Here is an 18,041-nt window from a genome sequence, read left to right on the forward strand (position 1 = left end):
GTGAACGCGAGCGACGCGACCATCGCGGCGAGCATCCGCAGCGTGGTGCGCAACGCGTATTCGGGCAGGTTCGACGGATCGAGCGAGATCTTCTGCGTCTGCAGCACGGCGATCGGCGCCATCGTCTGATGAAAGCCAACGATCGCCATTGCGAGTATGCCGATGATCAGCGGAAACGCGACCGCATCCCAGCGGTTGGGGAGCACGCGCCACGCGGACGCGTTGGCGGTGCGATTCGGATCGAAGAAACTGATATCCATCGGTAGCGTCTTGGTCGAATTGAAAATCGATGGGATCGGCCGCGTGACGCGCGGCCGGATGCGCCGTTAGCCGGCGCGGCTCAGAACGGCTTGTGGCGGGCCCGGCACAGGACCGCCGAACGCGCGATCGACGCAGGCAAGACCAGCACCCGCGCGACGGCGGGCAGCATGATCGGCAGGACCGAACCTTCCTTGACCGGACCGGGATCCGCGCTCAGGTGAACGCCGACATAGACGATGCCGCAGGCAACGATCGGCACGAACGGCGCGAAGCCGATGGTGCGCGTGCGATGACCGCCCGCACCGCTGGTTTCCGTTGCCGCGAGATTCGGCATGAGGGGCTCCGGAGAAGTGATTCGGTGTCGCAGGCTATCGGGCGGACATGACGCAAACGTGACGTGTCACTTACAGGACATTGACAGGTCATCCGCCGGTGGTCGGTCATTGCGCCGCAAGCCGCGAGCAACCTCGCAACGCGCGGGAATAAATCCGCCGCCGCAGCGGTATGGCATACGAAGGCGCCGGCTTATTCCAGGACGATCCGGCCGTCCGGTTCCGTCACACGAATGCGAGGCTCACATGTCTTCATCGAATCCCACCCGCCCGTCGCGTCGCAAGGCCCTGCAATGCATGGCGTTCGGCGGCCTCGGCACGCTGTTTACACTGTCGGGCGGCATCCTGACGCCGTTCGACCTCGCGCTCGCGCAAAGCGGCGCCGCACTCCCCGCGGACAAGGGCCGGCCGCTGTTCGTGCAGATCAGCGACACGCACATCGGCTTCAACAAGGACGCGAATCCCGACGTCGCGGCCACGCTGCGGCAGACCATCGAGCTCGTCAACGCGATGCCTGCCACGCCCGCGCTCGCGATCCATACCGGCGACATCACGCACCTGTCCAAGGCAGCGGAGTTCGACCAGGCGTCGCAGCTGCTGTCCGCGCTGCGCGTGCCGGAGCTGCATACGGTGCCCGGCGAACACGACGTGACCGACGGCTCGGGTGCCGAATATTTCAGCCGCTTCGGCAAGGCGTCGGACAACCGCGGCTACTACAGCTTCGATCACGCGGGCGTGCACTTCGTCGCGCTCGTCAACGTGATGCACTTCAAGCCGAACGGGCTCGGCAGCTTCGGCGACGAGCAGCTCGCGTGGCTCGCGCAGGATCTGAAGGGGCAATCGTCGAGCACGCCGATCGTCGTGTTCTCGCACATGCCGATGTGGACCATCTACGAGCCGTGGGGCTGGGGCACCGGCGACGCACCTCAGACGATGGCGCTGCTGCGCCGCTTCGGCTCGGTCACCGTGCTGAACGGGCACATTCACCAGATCGTGTCGAAGGTCGAAGGCAACGTGACGTTCCACACCGCGCGCTCCACCGCGTTCCCGCAGCCGACCGCCGGCAACGGCCCCGGCCCGGTGCCGCTCACCGTGCCGCGCGACCGGCTGCCCGCGATGCTCGGCGTGACGACCGTCGACTTCGCCGGCCATCCCGTGGCGGCGTCGCTGCGCGACACGACGCTGGCCTGATCCCTCGCCCGATTCCGCTACGCAAGGAGACCGACATGACCATCCTCAAGCCCTCGACGCTGCTGGCGGCGCTGACCCTGTGCGCGGCCGCCGCCGGCACGCCGCTCGCCGCATTCGCGCAACCCCCGGCCGGCCCGCTCGTGACGATCCACAACTTCATGTTTTCGCCGATGTCGACCACGATCAAGGCCGGCACGACGGTCACGTGGAAGAACCTCGACGCGGAACCGCATACCGTCGTCAACGACGCGGGCATCTTCCATTCGAATGCACTCGACCAGGACGAGACCTACTCGTTCCGCTTCGACAAGCCGGGGGTCTACAAGGTGTTCTGCGGGATTCATCCGTACATGAAGGAGACCATCACCGTGGAATGATGCGGCGCGGCGCGCCGCGCCACGCGCGCGAAGGTCCGGCACCGCGGAGCGACGCCCGCCGATCGCCTACACTGGTTCCAACCGGCCGGCCCCCGCCGGCCGTCACCGACCACGAGGCAAGCGATGACGGCAAGTCAACCCGCACACCCGAAGCTACCCGGGCAGGTCGTGCTCGTGCTCCAGGGCGGCGGCGCACTGGGCGCATACCAGCTCGGCGTATTCGAGGCGATGGACGCGGCGGGCATCCAGCCCGACTGGGTGATCGGCACGTCGATCGGCGCGATCAACGCGGCGCTGATCGCCGGCAACGCGCCCGCGCACCGCGCGCAGCGAATGGCCGAATTCTGGCGCCACGTCACCGAACGGCCCGCCGTGACCGTGCCGGGCTTCCCGACGACCTGGGACAAGATCGGCTCGGAACTCGCGGTGATCGGCGCGGGCCTCACGGGATTCTTCCGGCCGAATCCCGCCGCGTGGCTCGGGCCGCTCGCGCGGGTCGGCGTCGAGCACGCGTCGTACTACGTGGTCGAACCGCTGCGCGACACGCTCGCGTCGCTGATCGACCTCGATCTGCTGAATGCGTGCCGGCCGCGACTGACCGTCGGCGCGGTCAACGCGTGCACCGGCACGATGCGCTATTTCGATTCGCGCGACCGGCCGCTCGACCTCGACCACGTGATGGGCTCGGGCGCGCTGCCGCCCGCGTTCCCGGCCGTGCGGATCGACGGCGCACCCTACTGGGACGGCGGCATCTATTCGAATACGCCGGTCGAGGTCGTGCTCGACGATGCGCCGCGCCGCAGCTCGATCATCTTCTCGGTGCAGATGTGGAATCCGGTCGGGCCCGAGCCGCAAAGCATCTGGCAGGTGTCGGAGCGGCAGAAGGACATCCAGTACGCGAGCCGCACGGACGGCAACATCGCGCGGCAACAGCAGATTCACCGGCTGCGCCACGTGATCAAGGAACTGGTGATGCGGCTGCCGGAGGCGGAGCGCACGTCGGCCGACGTGCAGGCGCTCGCCGCGTGGGGATGCCAGACGACGATGCACGTGATCAAGCTCGCGGCGCCGCGGCTCGACGGCGACGATCAATGGAAGGACATCGATTTCACGCCGGACGGCATCGCGGCGCGCCGGCAGGCCGGGTTCGACGCGACGATGCAGGCGATCGCCGCGCGGCCGTGGGATCAGCCGATGGACCCGACGGAAGGGCTCAGCGTCTGGAGCCCGGAGGAGAACCGGATCGGCGAACGGCACAACTGAGGCAGCCGGCGCAACGTCCGCGCGCACCGCCCTGTCCGGCACCGGCTTAAAGCGCGCGGACGATGCCGCCGTCGACGCGAATGTTCTGCCCGGTGATGTAGCCGGCGCCTTCCGACAGCAGGAACGTCACGGTCTGCGCGATCTCCTGTGTCTTGCCGAAACGGCCGGCCGGAATGCGGGCCACGATCTCGGGCGTCTCCGGCCAGCTGTCGATGAAGCCGGGCAGCACCGAATTGATGCGGATGTTGTCCTTCGCGTACCGGTCGGCGTACAGGCGCGTGAAGGCACTGAGCGCCGCGCGCAGCGCGGACGACACCGGCATCGCCTGCTCGGGCGCGTCGGCCGCGAAGCTCGAGATGTTGACCACCGCGCCGCCGCCCTGCTTCAGGAAGACCGGCGTCACGCGGCGCAGCACGCGCGCGACGTTGAGCACGATCAGGTCGAGCCCTTCGTGCCATTTGTCGTCGTCGATCGAGAGCAGGTCGCCCTTCGGCGGATGCCCGGTATTGTTGACGACCGCATCGATACGGCCGTACTTCGCGAGCGTCTCGTTCACGAAGCGCGCGATGTCGGCGTCTTCGGTGACCGACCCCGCCACGCCGAACCCGCCGAGTTCCTTCGCCAGTTCGACCGCGCTGCCGGACGGCGACATCAGCGCGACGCGATAACCGTTGCCCGCGAGATCCCGCGCGATCGCGGCGCCCATGCCCTTGCCCGCCGCCGTCACCAAAGCCACTTTCTCTACAGTCATGCTGTTCTCCTGAATGGGTCGGCGCAGCGCCGCGATCATCGTCTATCGCAGCACTGTAGGACTCTATAATCGGCTTGTCGAACCATGATTTCTCCACCCACACTGTAGAATTTCTACTGCATGAAGGCGCTATCGCGTACCCGCCGGTTCCCGCCGCTCAATGCGCTTCGCGCGTTCGAGGCCGCCGCGCGACACCTCAATTTCCGGCTGGCCGCCGACGAACTCGGCGTGACCCAGGGCGCGGTGGCGCAACAGGTCAGGCATCTGGAGGACGTCGTGGAGGTTCAGCTGTTCCGGCGGCTGCCCAGGGGGCTGGCGCTGACGCGCGAAGGGCTCGAGTATTTTTCGTCGGTCCAGCGTGCGCTGCAGATCATCTCCGACGCCACGGACGCGCTCGGGCAGCGCCCGACGGTTCTGGCGGTCAGCACGACGCCGTCGTTCGCGTCGAAGTGGCTGATTCCGCGCCTGTCGGACTTCGGCCGGCTGCATCCCGACATCGAAGTGCGCGTGATCGCCGACGAAAGGCTTGCGTCGTTCCGGGCCGACGGCGTCGACATCGCGATTCGACTGAGCAAGCCGCCGTTCCCGGCCGGCCTGGTCGCCGAGTTGCTGTTTCCGCTCGACATCTTTGCCGTCGCCAGCCCGAAACTGCTCGACAGCGGCTCGCCGATCCGGACGCCCGCGGACCTCGCAAAGCATGTGCTGTTGCACGACGCGCACGATCTGTGGCCCGAGTTCATCGACAAGCTCGGCGGCAAAGGCCGGGCCGATCCGACCAAGGGGCCGCGGTTCAGCCAGTCGCTGCTCGCGATCGACGCCGCGGTCGCCGGCCAGGGCATCGCGCTGACCAGCGAGCCGCTGGTCGAACGCGATATCGCGGATGGCCGACTGCGGCGCGTGTTCGATTTTTCGTTTCCAATGTCGCTCGGGTTTTACGTCGTCTTTCCGCAGGCCAGTGCGCACTCGGAAGCGCTCGATGCGATGCGGCGGTGGCTGTTCGCGCAGTACGGGAACGGGTGACGCGCTGAAGTCCGACCGACCAACAACCCCACTTCCATCAGTGCCTTCACATGTATCGTTATTTTCCGATATATGATTCGCCCATCGACGATACCCGTATGCCCAGAACACCACGCCCTTCCATGCCGACCGAACTCGACATCGACGCGATCCTGAAAGCGCTCTCGAACCCCGTGCGCCGGGAAATCCTCGTCTGGCTGAAAACGCCGGGCGCGCATTTCCCGGAGCAGACGCTGCCGTACGACCACGGCGTCTGCGCCGGGCAGATCGACGCGCGCTGCGGGCTGTCGCAGTCGACGGTTTCCGCGCACCTCGCGACGCTGCAGCGCGCGGGGCTCGTGACGTCGACGCGGATCGGCCAGTGGGCGTTCTTCCAGCGCAACGAGGCCGTCATCGACGCATTTCTCGACGCCCTGCGTCGCGAACTCTGACCCAGGCCATGCGGGCCACCCGTCGCGCACGACGCGACGGCCATCCCGCCTTTCGTGAAGAGGTTATCTCCATGCCTACCCTGTTCGATCCCGTTACCCTCGGCGACCTGACTCTACCGAACCGCGTCGTGATGGCGCCGCTCACCCGTGCCCGCGCCGGCAGCGCGCGCGTGCCCAACGACCTGATGGCCCGCTATTACGCCGAGCGCGCATCGGCCGGCCTGATCATCAGCGAAGCGACTTCGGTCACGCCGCAGGGCGTCGGCTACGCGGACACGCCGGGCATCTGGTCCGACGAGCAGGTGGAAGGCTGGAAGCGCGTGACGCAGGCCGTGCACGCGGCGGGCGGCCGCATCGTGCTGCAGCTCTGGCACGTCGGCCGGATTTCCGATCCGGTGTTCCTGGACGGCGACCTGCCGGTCGCGCCGAGCGCGATCGCCGCGGGCGGTCACGTGAGCCTCGTGCGGCCGCCGCGTCCGTACGTGACGCCGCGCGCGCTCGACATCGATGAAATTCCGGGTATCGTCGCCGCGTACCGCAGGGGCGCGGAAAACGCGAAGAAGGCGGGCTTCGACGGCGTCGAGATCCACGGCGCGAACGGCTACCTGCTCGATCAGTTCCTGCAGGACAGCACCAACCTGCGCACCGACGCGTACGGCGGCCCGATCGAGAACCGCGCGCGCCTGCTGCTCGAAGTGGTCGACGCGGCGATCGACGTGTGGGGCGCGGGCCGTGTCGGCGTGCACCTCGCACCGCGCGGCGACGCGCACACGATGGGCGATTCCGATCCGGCCGCGACGTTCGGCTACGTCGCACGCGAACTCGGCCGCCGCAAGATCGCGTTCATCTTCACGCGTGAATCGTATTCGGGCGACCAGCTGAGCCCGCGTCTGAAGGAGGCGTTCGGCGGCCCGCTGATCGCGAACGAGCAGTTCACGCTCGAATCGGCGCAGGACACGCTCGCAAGCGGCCACGCCGACGCGATCGCGTGGGGCAAGCTGTTCATCGCGAATCCGGACCTGCCGCGTCGACTCGAACTCGGCGCACCGCTGAACAAGCCGGTGCCGGAGACGTTCTACGCCGAAGGCGAGACGGGTTACACCGACTACCCGGCGCTCAGCGACGCGGCCTGACGGCCGGCGGCACGTTCATGCGCGCACGTCCGCGCGCATGAACACGCGCTGCGTCTCGTCGAGCCCGCGTGCGACGTGATGCGCGCGGACCGCATGCAGCGTGTCGTCGAGCGATGCGTCGTCGATGATGTCGAAGCCCAGGCGCGCGTAGTACGGCGCATTCCACGGCGCGTCGCGAAACGTCGACAGCACGACCTGCGCGATGCCGTCTTGCGCGGCGCGCGTCATGATCCGATCGATCAGGCGCGCGCCGATCCGCTGCCCCGCATGCGACGGCGCGACGTCCAGCTCCTCCAGATAAAGCCGCTGCGCATCGAGCAGCCGGTAGAACGCGAAACCCACGCAGGCCCCCGCTTCGTCCGTCGCCACATACGCGCGGCCGTCGTCGATGCGTGCGAGCACGTCGGCCGCATCGGTCGGCTCGCCTTCGGCGATGTCGGACATGCCGATGTCGCGAAAGCGCTGCGCGGCGGCCACTTCCACGGCGGCCATCGCGGCCGCGTCTTCCCGCGTGGCGGGACGAATCCGGATCGATACTGTCATCACGACGAGGTAGGCAGGCAGGAACGGCCGTCACTATAATCGAAACTTCATACCTTTCGAACGCCTTGCCCACGAGGTTCGCCATGACGCTGTCCGCGCTCGCCGTGTTCGCCATCGCCCTGCTCGTCACCGCCGGCACGCCCGGCCCGAGCGTCGCCGCGCTCGTCGCGCGCGTGCTGACGAACGGCGTGCGGGACGTGCTGCCGTTCCTCGCCGCGATGTGGATCGGCGAGGCGCTGTGGCTCACGCTGGCGGTGGCCGGGCTGTCGGCGTTCGCACGCACGTTCGAGACGGGCCTGCTCGTGCTGAAGCTGCTCGGCGTCGCGTACCTGCTGTTCCTCGCGTGGAAGATGTGGACCGCGCCGACCGACACGCAGGCCGGCGACCTGCCGCGCGGGCAGTCGCCGTGGCGCATGTTCGTCGCGGGCACGCTGGTCACGCTCGGCAACCCGAAGATCATGCTGTTCTATCTCGCGCTGCTGCCGACGATCGTCGATCTGACGCATGTCGGTGTGCTCGCGTGGGCCGAGCTGGTCGGCACGATGCTCGCGATCCTGATCCTCGCCGACTGCTTCTGGTCGCTGCTCGCGGTGCGTGCGCGCGCATTTCTGACGTCGGCACGCGCGAAGCGGGTCGCGAACCGCACGAGCGCGACCGCGATGGCGGGTGCGGCGGTGGCGATCGCGACGCGGTAGTCCGTCGATCGCACACCATCCCGTTCTCCGTAGACCTGCAATGCCGCAACTCGAGAAAATTCCCGCGGCACTTGCCGCACTGTCGATTTCTCGTCGCGAGATCGTGCTTCCGCTCGACGCCGCGCTCGAATGCATTGACTATTGCGAGCGTCATCGCATTCCGATCCATGGTTGGGAAGGTTGGGTCCTGACTGTCGGCGAGTTCGCGGTCTTCAATGCGAATGCGCTAACAACCCATTAGCCTGCGCCTGCCACCCACCACGGGCCCATCCTCATTACACTCGACCAGCGCCCGCACCAACGCCCAGTCATCGTCGTCGCAGAAGTCGAGCAGCATCGCACCGCACGGCCCGCGCGCTTCGCGCAACCGCGCCGCGAGCCGCGCCTGAATCCCGACTACCCTGCCGTCGCCGCGCGCGACCACCGACGGATTCGCGCCCATCCCCGTGCCGCTGCAGAAATTGATCGCCCAGCGCCCGCTCTCCGGCGACGGCATGCGGCTCAGCAGCGCATCGATCACACGCCACTTGTAGTGGATCGACCCGGCGACAGGCACACGGTATTCATCCTGGATCACGAACGCCGCATCCGGATGATCGACCGTAAACGTCGCATTGTCGGGCCACGCGGTCAGGTCGATGCCCAGCGGCCGGCTGCTGCGGAACCGCCGCAACAGCACCACCGCGCCGCGCACGTCACCGAGCGCCGGCAGCGCGCGGCCCGCATGCCAGCGCAGCCGCGGATGCCGCGCGCAATGCGCATCGAACGTCGCGTCGAAACTGCGCGTGCACGCATGCGCGGGCCATTCGTCCTTCACCGACATCACGATGCATTCGCGCGGATGCGCATCGAGAAAGCGCGTGCAGTCCGCGAGCACGTCGTCGAACGACAGGCCGAGCGCGATGCCGCCGTGATGGATGTCGAACGTATCGCCCCGGTGCCGGCAGCGAATGTCGAGCAGCCGCACGCCATGCGCGAGCTGCGCATCGAGCGGCGCGCGCTGCGTGCGTACGAGCGGATCGTCGACCGTATACGCACAGGTGTCATGGCTGCCCGGTAGGGTCAGCGTATGCAGCGGCCGCGCGTCGTCGAGCGCCGACATCCAGTCGGCCAGCGGCGTGGAGGCTTCGTGTCGCGAAGGGATCATGAATCGATGACTGACAAGGAAAGAAAGACGTGGGTGACCGCGTCGGATGTCGCCGTGCGGGCCGGCGTGTCGCGCTCCGCGGTGTCGCGCGCGTTCTCGCCGACGGCGAGCATCGCGCCCGAGACGCGAGAACGCGTGATGGCGGCCGCGCGTGCGCTCGGCTACCAGGTCAACCTGATCGCGCGCGACATGATCACGCAGCGCAGCAGCATGATCGGCGTCGTGACGGCCGGTTTCGAGAATCCGTTCCGCGCACGGCTGCTGTCGGACCTGATGGCCGCGCTCGGGCAGCGCGCGTTCACGCCGCTCGTGACCAATGCGGACGATCCGCATCAGGTCCGGCAATCGCTGGAACGGCTGCTCAGCTACCGGATCGCGGGCCTGGTGATGACGTCCGCTTCGCCGCCGCTGTCGGTCGCGCAGCAGTATCTCGACCACCGGATTCCCGTCGTGATGATCAACCGCGAAGCGAACCTGCCGGGCGCGGACGTCGTCGTCAGCGACAACGCGGCGGGCGCCGTCCATGCGGCGCAACGGCTCGTGCGGGCCGGCGCGCGCCGGCTCGCGTTCGTCGGGCCGCGCACCGCGAGCTACAGCGCACGCGCGCGCGCGGATGCGTTCGAGCAGGCGCTGCAATGCGGCGACGCGTACGATGCGGCGCTCGTCCGCGTGATCGATACGGACTCCGACACGCATGCATGCGGCCTCGACGCCGCACGGCAACTGTTCGCGACGGGCGAGCGGCCGGACGGTGTGTTCTGCTCGTCCGACCTGCTCGCGCTCGGCATGATCGACGCCGCGCGCGACGCCTTCGACTTGCGCGTGCCCGACGACCTGCGCGTGATCGGCTTCGACGACATCCCCGCCGCCGCATACGACGCCTACCGGCTCTCGACGCTGCGCCAGGACACGCAAGGCCTCGCGCACGCGGCCGTCGACCTGCTCGCCGACCGGATCCAGACGTTCGACGGCGCCTCGCGCACGCGGGTCGTGCCGGTTACGCACGTGGTGCGGCATAGCTGCGCGTAACGCGTCGCGTCACTTCAGCCCGCCGGCGAAGCCGCGCAGCAGGTAGCGCTGCACGTAGCCGGCCACCGCAAGGGTCGGTAGCGACGCCAGCAGCCCCGCGCTCATCAGGTCGCCCCAGTCGATGCCGTTCTCCGTCACGTAGCCGGCAATCGCGAGCGGCAGCGTGAAGCGGCTCGGCGTCGACACGAACAGCAGCGCGATCAGGAACTCGTTCCATGCGGCGATGAACACGAAGATCGCGGTCGCGATCAGCCCCGGCGCGCACAGCGGCAACACGATCTGCACGAGCCGTCGCGCGAGCCCCGCGCCGTCGATGCACGCGGCCTCCTCGTATTCGACGGGCACGTCGCGCACGAACGCGAGCAGCATCCAGATCGCCATCGGCAGCGCGTAGATCTGGTAAGCAAGCATCAGCCCGAGCGTCGAATCGAGCAGATGCAACCGCTTCGCGAGCGCGAACAGCGGCACCGCGATCGTGATCGGCGGCATCAGCTTCAAGGCCAGCACGAGCATCAGGAACAGCACATCCAGCCGCGCCGGAAACCGCAGCCGCACGAGCGCGTATGCGGCCGGAAACGCGAGCGTCAGCGCGAGCAGCGTCGTGCCGAACCCGACCAGCAGCGAATTGGCGAGCGGCGCGCCGATACCGTTCGACCACACCGACGCGAAATGCTCGAACGTCGGTGCAGCCGGCCAGATCCGTAGCGGATGATCGAGGCGTTCGAGCGTCGGCATGAACGCCGCGCCGGCCATCCACAGGCACGGCAGCAACAACAGCGCGAGCGCAATGATGCGCAGCGCCCACGGCGCGGCATGCGCGAACGCGGCACCCTTTCGCGCGTGCGCGAGGTACGCGGATCGCGCCGTCATGCGCGCCGCTTGCGAACCGTCTGCCATACGTACCCCGAAACGAGCAGCGCGGACGCCGCGAGCATCAGCACCGACGCGGCGCTCGCCGGCCCGACGTTGAAGAAGCGGAAGCCCGTGTCGTAGATGTAGGTCGACAGCGTCTGCGTCGCGTTGCCGGGGCCGCCGCCCGTCAGCGCGTAGACCTTGTCGAACAGCTTGAACGTGTCGATCGAGCGCAGCAGCAGCGCGAGGCCAATCTGCGGCGCCGCGAGCGGCAGCGTGATGTCGCGCAGGCACTGCCATTCGCTCGCGCCGTCGGTGCGCGCGGCTTCGTACAGTTCCTGCGGGATCGATTGCAGCCCGGCCAGCACGATCAGGAACGCCATCGGCGTCCACTGCCACACGTCGACGAGCGCGAGCGACCACAACGCAAGATGCGGATCGGACAGCCAGCGCACGCCTTCGACGCCGAACGCGGCGAGCAGCGCGTTCAGGAAGCCGTCGAAGTTGAGCCAGTTGCGCCAGATCGCCGAGCACACGAGCGTCGACAGCATCATCGGCAGGATCGCGAGCGGCAGCGCAATGCGCCGCCCCGGAAACGCGCGCACGAACAGCAGCGCGAGACCGAAGCCGAGCCCGACCTCGACGAGCGACGCCGCGATCGTGAAGCGCAGCGTGTTGCCGAAACCGGCCGCGAACGCGTCGTCGCCGAGCACCGCGCGATAATTCGCGAGCCCGATGAACGCGCGCCGGCCGGCCGCATAGTCGACCTGGCAGAACGAGTCGATCAGCACCTGCGCGACGGGGTACAGCGCGAGCGCGGCCAGCACCAGCAGCGCGGGCCCGAGCAGCGCGACGAACGGCAGGCTGCGGCCGAGGGCTTTCATGCGCGGTTTCCGGACGATGCGTGGCGGCGTGCCGTCACTTGCCGGCCGCGGCCATCGCCTGCGCGATCTTCTGCTGCGCCTGGCGCAGCGCGGCGTCGGGAGCGGCCTGCCCGGTCAGCGCGAGCTGCAGCTGGTCGCCGAGAATGCTCTCGACCTGCTGCCAGTCCTTCACGCGCGGCCGCGCACGGCCGGCCTCGAGCGCCTTCAGCTGATCGGGGTACCAGCGGTACTGGCGCACCAGCGCCGGATCGGCGAACACGCTGCGGCGCGTCGGCGGAATGCCGATCCCGGCGAGACGCGTTTGCGTGTCGCGCGAGCTCAGGTAGGCCAGAAAATCCTGCGCGAGCTTCGCGTGCGGCGCATCCTTCGGAATGCCCATCTGCCAGATGCCGAGCATCGGCGCCGGGCCGGCCGTCTGCCCGGGCGGCGGCTGCAGCGCGATCTGCCCGACCACGCGCGACTGCTTCGGATCGTCGAGCGCCGGGATCCACGCCGGCCACACCTCGATCGACTGCGCGGCCGTGCCGCGCTGCAGTGCGTCGCGCACCTCGGCGGCGCCGTACACGTCGACGTCCTTCGGCGCGGCGGTCTTCAGCGCAAGGAAAGTCTTGAGCGCGGCCTGCGACTCACGCGAATCGATCGTCACGTTGCCGGCACGGTCGAACACGTCGCCGCCGTAGGCCCACAGGATCGGCAGGAAGCCCGTCACGACCGGGTTGCCCTTGGTGCCGCGGAACACGACGCCCGACACGCTCTTGTCCGCGCCGCCGATGGTCTGCGCGATCTTCAGCACGTCGTCCCAGTTGCGCGGCGGCTGCAGCTGGTACTTCGCGAGCAGATCCTTCCGGTACGCGAACATCTCGACGTTGCCGACGATCGGCAGCGCGTACAGCGCGCCCGCCGCGTTGCGGCCGAGCGCGACCGCGGACGGCACGAGATCGGCGTCGGCGAGCGCTGCCGGCAGCGGCTTCAGCCAGCCGTTGCCGATGAATTCGGGTGCCCACGTATCGTCCATCATCACGAGGTCGTACGTGCCGGTGCCTTCGCGCATCGACAGCTTCAGCTTCTGGTACAGGTTCGCGTTCGGCAGCTTGAGCAACTCGATGTCGGTGCCCGGATGCAGCTTGGTGAAGCCGGCGACGGCGTCGGCCAGCCCCTTGCCGTAGATGTCGTCGCGGCCCGCGATGACGAGGTCCGCCGCGAAGGCGTGCGAGGCGGCAAGGGACAGCGCAACGGCGGCGGACAGCGCGCGCAGGCGGCTCAGCAGGGTCATGTGGTCTCTCTCGATCGGCGTGGTGGCGAGCCGCCGGGCGTTGCACACGTGTGCAACGCGGGCGACGCTTCGGGCGGCCTGAAGCGAACGCCATTGTTCACGTCGATCGTTAAGAATTTGTGGCACGCGGCGAAAGCGGCCGACGGTGCGGCCGCCCGCCCCGCCCACCGCCCGTGCCACCGTGTGCGTGCCGTCAGAAGTTCACGCGAATCCCGGCCATCACCGCGAGTTGCCGGCTCGAATTGCTGTTCGCGAGCACCGGAATCTGCGCGTAGTTCACCGCATTGCCGTTCGCGTCGGTGCCGAGCCCCGTGCCGCTCGCGATCTGGCCGATCGCGACCGCATACAGCGCGGTGCGCTTCGACAGGCTGTAGTTCGTGCCGACGTCGACCTGGTGAAAGCGCGTCGTGCCGCGGCCGTCCGTGTGCGCGGCGTTGAAGATGTACGCGACGCCGCCTTGCAGCGCGGGCGTGAACATGTACGTGACGTTCAATTCGCCGATGTCGAACGTGAACGCCTGCGTGCGCGGCTGCGCGCCGGTCGAGAAATAGCGGCTGTCGCCGAGGCGCGTGTGCGTGTAGGTCAGCGCGAGCGTCGCCGCGCCGAGCGTCACCGAGCCGCCCGCGCCGAACGCGCGCATCGAGCCGGCGTCCTGCAGCAGGCAGTACATCGCGCCCGGGTTGCTGCACGCGAAGTCGCCGATATAGCCGCTCGCGCCGCCGAGCGCCGCGTCGAGCGGCTGGTGCAGGTCGAGATAGCCGACCGAGAACGCGACCGGCGCACGCGTGTAGGTCGCGGCGACCGCATAGCCGCGCTTCGCGGAAAAATCGCCGGCCTGGCCGCCGAAGCTGAACGTGCCGCCGAACGTCAGGCCGTTGAAATCCGCGCTGGTGAACTTCACCGCGTTGTTGAAGTTGAACGCGGCGTTCAGGTTGTCGACGTCGCCGAGGTGCGAGCCGTACGGCGTCGCCCAGTTGTTGCTCGATACATAGGCGCCGAGCATGTCCGTGTACGAGTCGTATTGCCGGCCGAGGCCGAGCGTGCCGATCGCATCCTGGCGCAGCCCGACCCACGCCTGCCGGCTGAACGCGGTGCCGCCCTGCAGCGCCTGCCCGTTCGCGGACAGGAACTGCTGCTCGAGCGAAAACACCGCGTCGAGCCCGCCGCCGAGCGGCTCGGCACCCTGGAATCCGAAGCGGGACGGCACGAGGTTGCCGCCGCCCATCTGCCATGCATGGCCGCCGCCCGTGCTGCCGTCGGCGCGCGTGAACTGCTGGTTCGTCGAATAGATGATGCCGGTGTCCACGGTGCCGTACAGCGTCACGCTGCCGGAGGTCTGCGCGTGCGCGTGCATGCAACCCAGCGTGGCCGCGGCCGCGGCCAGTCTTCGTCTGATCTTCATGTCCCGTCCCTCTGTTGTCATCGATTCGCAGCGCGAACCGACGGTGTTGTCGATATCGGTGACAGGACTCTATCCAGCGAAAATTCGGGACCCCTATCCCAAATCAGCAAATGGTGAAACGAACGGAACGGGCGACACGCGGCGGCGCCCGGCGGCACCGTCGCGATGCGAAGACGTCATTCGGGGCGCAAGGTTTGCGACGGCAGCTCGCCGAACAGGTCGCGATACTCGCGCGCGAAATAGCCGAGATGCGTGAAGCCCCAGCTTGCTGCGGCCTCGCCGACGCCGAGCTGATGCGCGGACGTCGTGCGCAGCAGGCGCCGCACCGCGTTCAGCCGGATCGTGCGCAGATAGCCGACGGGCGTGACGTCGGCGACGCGCTGGAAGCTCGTCTGCAGCGTGCGGCGGCTGCAGCGCAGCGCGCGGCACAGCTCGAGCACGGTGACGGGTTCCTCGGGCCGGTCGCGCAGGTGTTTCTCGCAACGGCTGACGATATCGCTGTAGGTGGCGTGCGTGATGTCGCGGCGCTCGACGCCGATGCCCTGCTCGAGCGCATCGAGGAACATGCCGAGCATCGTGTCGCGGAACATCTTGCGGGTGGCCGCGTATTCGAGGCAGCCGGGGTTGCGCTGCGCGTCATCGATCAGCGACGACAGCCGCGCGCCGAGCGCGACGCCTTGCGCGTCCGACAGCCGCGTGACGTGCCGCAGCTTGCGCGCGCCGGCCGCACCGAATTCGGCCTCACAGAGCTCGTCGACCATGTCCGACGCCGCGCTGATCCCGACCAGTCCCATCCCTTCCGGCGTATGGAATTCGAAATCCTCGCCGGCGCGCAGCGCGAGCAGCGCATAGCCGTCGACCGGCTGGCTCTGGAACGTGCCGGCGAGCGGCACCGACAGCGGCACCGCGAGCGACGTGCGCCCGGCCGGTGCGAGGCCGGTTTGCGCGACACGCCGGTTGGTCGTCTCGCGGAAGAAATGGAAGTCGTCGTACAGCACCTGCGTGACGGTGCCCCTGAAGCGGCCCGGCGTCATCTGGCGGTAGACCTGATGCCAACCCGCGATCGCGAGCCCGTGGTCATGCACGTCTTCGTGTGAGCGTGACTGGAACAGCATCGGCATCTCCGGTAAAACCCTGATTCCACGCTGCGGCCGCACGGCACGCAGCGCCACAGCTTACCCCCGCAAAATTCCGCGTAGTGCAGTTTCGAATGCAAGACAGGCCGCCGACAGCGCGGCGGCCTGCTCGCTGGTCACGCGCACGTAGCGGCGAAACGACGGCATCCGGTTCACGACCTCGCTGCCGCCGAACGGCACGACGGCGAGCGTCCAGCGGCCGTCGCGCGCGGCGATCGTGCAGTCGGTCAGGTGCAACGGGCGCAACGCGTCGGCGAGCGACGGCTGCGCGGCGAGTGCGGCCACCGTCCGCGCGAATCCGGGGTCGCCTCCCGGCTCGGGCGCCGCCGCGATGCCGGTGCGCCGCAGCCAGCCGGTCTGCAGCACGCGTGCAAGGCCCTGCGCGGCCGGGCCGTCCGCGCTGATCGACACCTGCACGCTGACCGTATGCATCAGGAACTGCCGGTCGACGCGCTCTTCGATGCTCACGCGCACGCCGTTCGGCAGCCGGGCCAGCGTTTCGGCAGCGCCGCCGTTCGCGTCGCGCACCGCACCGAGGTCGGCGAGCACGCGCGCGGCGATCGCGCCGGGCCGGTGGCCGGGCGGCGGTGCGTCGGGCGCCGCGCGCCAGCGGGCGAGCGCGGCCCTCACGAGGCGACGTGCTCGTTGCGCAGCACTTCCTCGACCGGCACCGGCCTGAACGGATGCCGGCGCTGCACGACGAGCGTCCAGAACAGCGCGTACAGCGCGGTGAGCCCGAGCATCGCGCCGAACGGCACGTAGATGTCGCGCGCATTCATGCCGGGCGGCGTGATGTACCAGATCGCGAGCACGATGCCGACGCTCGACACGATCTGCGGCAGCGGGAACAGCGGCGAACGGTACGGGCGCGGCAGGTCCGGGCGGCGGATGCGCAGCATCACGACCGACGCGGTGACGAGCAGGTACGCCGTGCCCCATGCGCAGGTCGCGGCGAGCACGAGGTGCAGGATGCTGTCGAGGTTGCCGTTGATCAGCCACGCATGGAAGATCGGCACGATCGCCGACGCGACGATGCCGACCACCGGCGTCTTGAAGCGCGGATGCAGATACGCGAAACAGCGCGGCAGCGCGCCGTCGATCGCCATCCCGTACAGGATGCGCGGCAGCCCGGCCATCAGCGTGTTGATCGTCGCGGCGCCCGCGCACAGGAACGCGATGCCGAACCAGATGCGGCCGAAGGGCCCGAGCACCTGCAGCGCGAACGCGGGGATCGCGCCCGGCGTGTCGAGCAGGTGCGTGAGGCCGTCCGGGCTCACCGGCACATTCGCGACCTGGCGGCGGATCGCCGCACCGTACAGGAACATGCAGATCGCGACGCCGACGAGGCCGAGCGCCATCGCGCGAGGAATCGTGCGGCCCGGCGCCTTCATTTCCGGCGCGAGCGGCGTGACGAACTCGCAGCCGACGAACATGAACATCGCCATCCCGACCAGCGACAGCACGGCCGGCACCGACGTGCCGACTTCCGAGCCGCCGAACCAGCCGTCGAGATGCACGGCCGGCGCGGCCGCGAGGCCGAGGATGCCGAAGATCATCAGCGACAGCCACATGCCGGCCGTCAGCACGATCTCGAGCTTGCTGAACACCTTGATGCCGATGATGTTGGTGATCGCGAACGTGACCACGAGGCCGACGCCGACGAGCCACGAGCTGTTGTGCTTCTCGAGCGCGGCGTTCAGCGATTCGAAGTTCACGAGCGCCATGATGCCGCTCAGGATCGTCTCCGCCGTGCCGGCGAACACGTGCACGAGGAAATACGCGGAAATCGTGCCGGTGATCGCCCAGAAGCGGCCGAGCCCGCATGACAGGTAATCGTAAACCGAGCCGGCCGTCGGCAGCATCGCGGCGGCTTCGGAGAACGTCGTGGCCTGCGCCTGCATCATCACGAACGCGATGATCATCGCGACCGCGAACGCCCAGCCGCCCATCCCGAAGCCCGAGGTCGCGGTGAGAATCACCGGGCTCGCCATGATGAGGCCGACGGCGCTCGCCAGCGCGGTCGGAAACCCGACCGCACCGGCCTTCAGCACCGTGCCGCCGCCCGCTTCAGCCGACGCACCGGCGGGCGTGTCGCCCGCTGCGCCGGTCATTCCAGACCATCCCGACATCTTCGTCTCCTTCCCTTTTCGGGCCGGAACCGGCGCTGCGGCGCCCGCTCCGAGCCATGCTTCGCGATCGGCCCGGGGCGGCGCTCAAGCGCCGGCACCCGGGCCCCTGTCGATCCAAACCTGATCCGATGTCGAAAAAATACGCAGGCAAAATAATCCGGTCATAGCGCAAATCGGCAAACCGGCGGTGGC

The 18,041-nt window shown here is 68.6% G+C and carries 20 protein-coding genes and 1 pseudogene; 9 read left to right on the forward strand and 12 right to left on the reverse strand.

What is annotated here, in order from left to right; translation table 11 throughout:
- Both DIE16_RS17960 and DIE16_RS37145 read right to left on the reverse strand, forming a co-directional pair.
- Positions 1–260 (reverse strand): annotated as a pseudogene (locus DIE16_RS17960) (sulfonate ABC transporter permease); the annotation flags it as partial.
- 80 nt (positions 261–340) lie between these two features.
- On the reverse strand, positions 341–595 hold the full coding sequence (locus DIE16_RS37145; RefSeq protein WP_260434408.1) for a phosphate transporter: 255 nt from the start codon (positions 593–595) through the stop codon (positions 341–343).
- 244 nt (positions 596–839) lie between these two features.
- Here DIE16_RS37145 and DIE16_RS17970 point away from each other — a divergent pair, with 244 nt between their 5' ends.
- The 3 genes from DIE16_RS17970 (at position 840) to DIE16_RS17980 (ending at position 3,424) form a co-directional block, all read left to right on the forward strand.
- Positions 840–1,784: a metallophosphoesterase gene (locus tag DIE16_RS17970; protein WP_044846687.1), complete on the forward strand. Its 945-nt coding sequence runs from the start codon at positions 840–842 to the stop codon at positions 1,782–1,784.
- Positions 1,785–1,819: 35 nt separating this feature from the next.
- Positions 1,820–2,161: a cupredoxin domain-containing protein gene (locus DIE16_RS17975; protein WP_124489034.1), complete on the forward strand. Its 342-nt coding sequence runs from the start codon at positions 1,820–1,822 to the stop codon at positions 2,159–2,161.
- 123 nt (positions 2,162–2,284) lie between these two features.
- On the forward strand, positions 2,285–3,424 hold the full coding sequence (locus DIE16_RS17980; RefSeq protein WP_124489035.1) for a patatin-like phospholipase family protein: 1,140 nt from the start codon (positions 2,285–2,287) through the stop codon (positions 3,422–3,424).
- A 46-nt stretch (positions 3,425–3,470) separates the two neighbouring features.
- Here the strand turns inward: DIE16_RS17980 and DIE16_RS17985 are convergent, their stop codons facing one another.
- Entirely contained in the window at positions 3,471–4,175 is a 705-nt protein-coding gene (locus tag DIE16_RS17985) for an SDR family oxidoreductase (RefSeq protein ID WP_124523727.1), read from the reverse strand.
- 120 nt (positions 4,176–4,295) lie between these two features.
- On the opposite strand from DIE16_RS17985, the gene gcvA reads away from it, so the two are divergent.
- From gcvA to DIE16_RS18000, 3 genes are all read left to right on the forward strand, one after another.
- A complete protein-coding gene (gene gcvA, locus DIE16_RS17990; protein WP_124668144.1) occupies positions 4,296–5,195 on the forward strand; it encodes a transcriptional regulator GcvA in 900 nt (299 codons plus the stop codon).
- Positions 5,196–5,317: 122 nt separating this feature from the next.
- Complete coding sequence (locus DIE16_RS17995) at positions 5,318–5,626, forward strand: helix-turn-helix transcriptional regulator (RefSeq protein ID WP_044846683.1); 309 nt, start codon at positions 5,318–5,320, stop codon at positions 5,624–5,626.
- 71 nt (positions 5,627–5,697) lie between these two features.
- Complete coding sequence (locus DIE16_RS18000) at positions 5,698–6,759, forward strand: alkene reductase (protein WP_044846682.1); 1,062 nt, start codon at positions 5,698–5,700, stop codon at positions 6,757–6,759.
- Positions 6,760–6,774: 15 nt separating this feature from the next.
- Here the strand turns inward: DIE16_RS18000 and DIE16_RS18005 are convergent, their stop codons facing one another.
- Positions 6,775–7,302, reverse strand: a complete 528-nt coding sequence (locus DIE16_RS18005; protein WP_124892974.1) for a GNAT family N-acetyltransferase — start codon at positions 7,300–7,302, stop codon at positions 6,775–6,777.
- Between the two features lie 83 nt (positions 7,303–7,385).
- On the opposite strand from DIE16_RS18005, the gene DIE16_RS18010 reads away from it, so the two are divergent.
- Both DIE16_RS18010 and DIE16_RS18015 read left to right on the forward strand, forming a co-directional pair.
- Entirely contained in the window at positions 7,386–7,997 is a 612-nt protein-coding gene (locus tag DIE16_RS18010; RefSeq protein WP_044846680.1) for a LysE family translocator, read from the forward strand.
- A gap of 40 nt (positions 7,998–8,037) precedes the next feature.
- Positions 8,038–8,238, forward strand: coding sequence for a hypothetical protein (locus tag DIE16_RS18015; RefSeq protein WP_124892977.1), 201 nt, complete (start codon positions 8,038–8,040; stop codon positions 8,236–8,238).
- Here the strand turns inward: DIE16_RS18015 and DIE16_RS18020 are convergent.
- On the reverse strand, positions 8,224–9,144 hold the full coding sequence (locus DIE16_RS18020; RefSeq protein ID WP_185735480.1) for a phosphatidylinositol-specific phospholipase C: 921 nt from the start codon (positions 9,142–9,144) through the stop codon (positions 8,224–8,226). The two genes, DIE16_RS18015 and DIE16_RS18020, sit on opposite strands and share 15 nt — an antisense overlap.
- Positions 9,145–9,150: 6 nt before the next feature.
- Between DIE16_RS18020 and DIE16_RS18025 the strand changes: the two genes are divergently transcribed.
- Positions 9,151–10,173 (forward strand): LacI family DNA-binding transcriptional regulator, encoded by a 1,023-nt coding sequence (locus tag DIE16_RS18025; protein WP_124892979.1) that lies wholly within the window; start codon positions 9,151–9,153, stop codon positions 10,171–10,173.
- Positions 10,174–10,182: 9 nt separating this feature from the next.
- On the opposite strand, the gene DIE16_RS18030 is transcribed toward DIE16_RS18025, so the two are convergent.
- The 7 genes from DIE16_RS18030 to DIE16_RS18060 form a co-directional block, all read right to left on the reverse strand.
- Positions 10,183–11,043: a carbohydrate ABC transporter permease gene (locus DIE16_RS18030; RefSeq protein ID WP_044846678.1), complete on the reverse strand. Its 861-nt coding sequence runs from the start codon at positions 11,041–11,043 to the stop codon at positions 10,183–10,185.
- On the reverse strand, positions 11,040–11,909 hold the full coding sequence (locus DIE16_RS18035) for a carbohydrate ABC transporter permease (RefSeq protein WP_124489042.1): 870 nt from the start codon (positions 11,907–11,909) through the stop codon (positions 11,040–11,042). The genes DIE16_RS18030 and DIE16_RS18035 overlap by 4 nt, the downstream gene beginning before the upstream one ends.
- A 34-nt stretch (positions 11,910–11,943) precedes the next feature.
- Positions 11,944–13,182 (reverse strand): ABC transporter substrate-binding protein, encoded by a 1,239-nt coding sequence (locus DIE16_RS18040; protein ID WP_124489043.1) that lies wholly within the window; start codon positions 13,180–13,182, stop codon positions 11,944–11,946.
- A 193-nt stretch (positions 13,183–13,375) separates the two neighbouring features.
- Positions 13,376–14,584 carry a porin gene (locus DIE16_RS18045; protein WP_124892981.1) on the reverse strand — a complete coding sequence of 403 codons (1,209 nt, stop codon included), beginning with the start codon at positions 14,582–14,584 and terminating at the stop codon, positions 13,376–13,378.
- A 176-nt stretch (positions 14,585–14,760) separates the two neighbouring features.
- Positions 14,761–15,699, reverse strand: coding sequence for a helix-turn-helix domain-containing protein (locus tag DIE16_RS18050; protein WP_044846726.1), 939 nt, complete (start codon positions 15,697–15,699; stop codon positions 14,761–14,763).
- 60 nt (positions 15,700–15,759) lie between these two features.
- Positions 15,760–16,350 (reverse strand): DUF3156 family protein, encoded by a 591-nt coding sequence (locus DIE16_RS18055; RefSeq protein ID WP_124489045.1) that lies wholly within the window; start codon positions 16,348–16,350, stop codon positions 15,760–15,762.
- Complete coding sequence (locus DIE16_RS18060) at positions 16,347–17,849, reverse strand: APC family permease (RefSeq protein WP_124489046.1); 1,503 nt, start codon at positions 17,847–17,849, stop codon at positions 16,347–16,349. The genes DIE16_RS18055 and DIE16_RS18060 overlap by 4 nt, the downstream gene beginning before the upstream one ends.
- Between the last annotated feature and the right edge of the window lie 192 nt (positions 17,850–18,041).

Source organism: Burkholderia sp. Bp9090 (assembly GCF_003857985.1).
Taxonomy (GTDB): Bacteria; Pseudomonadota; Gammaproteobacteria; order Burkholderiales; family Burkholderiaceae; genus Burkholderia.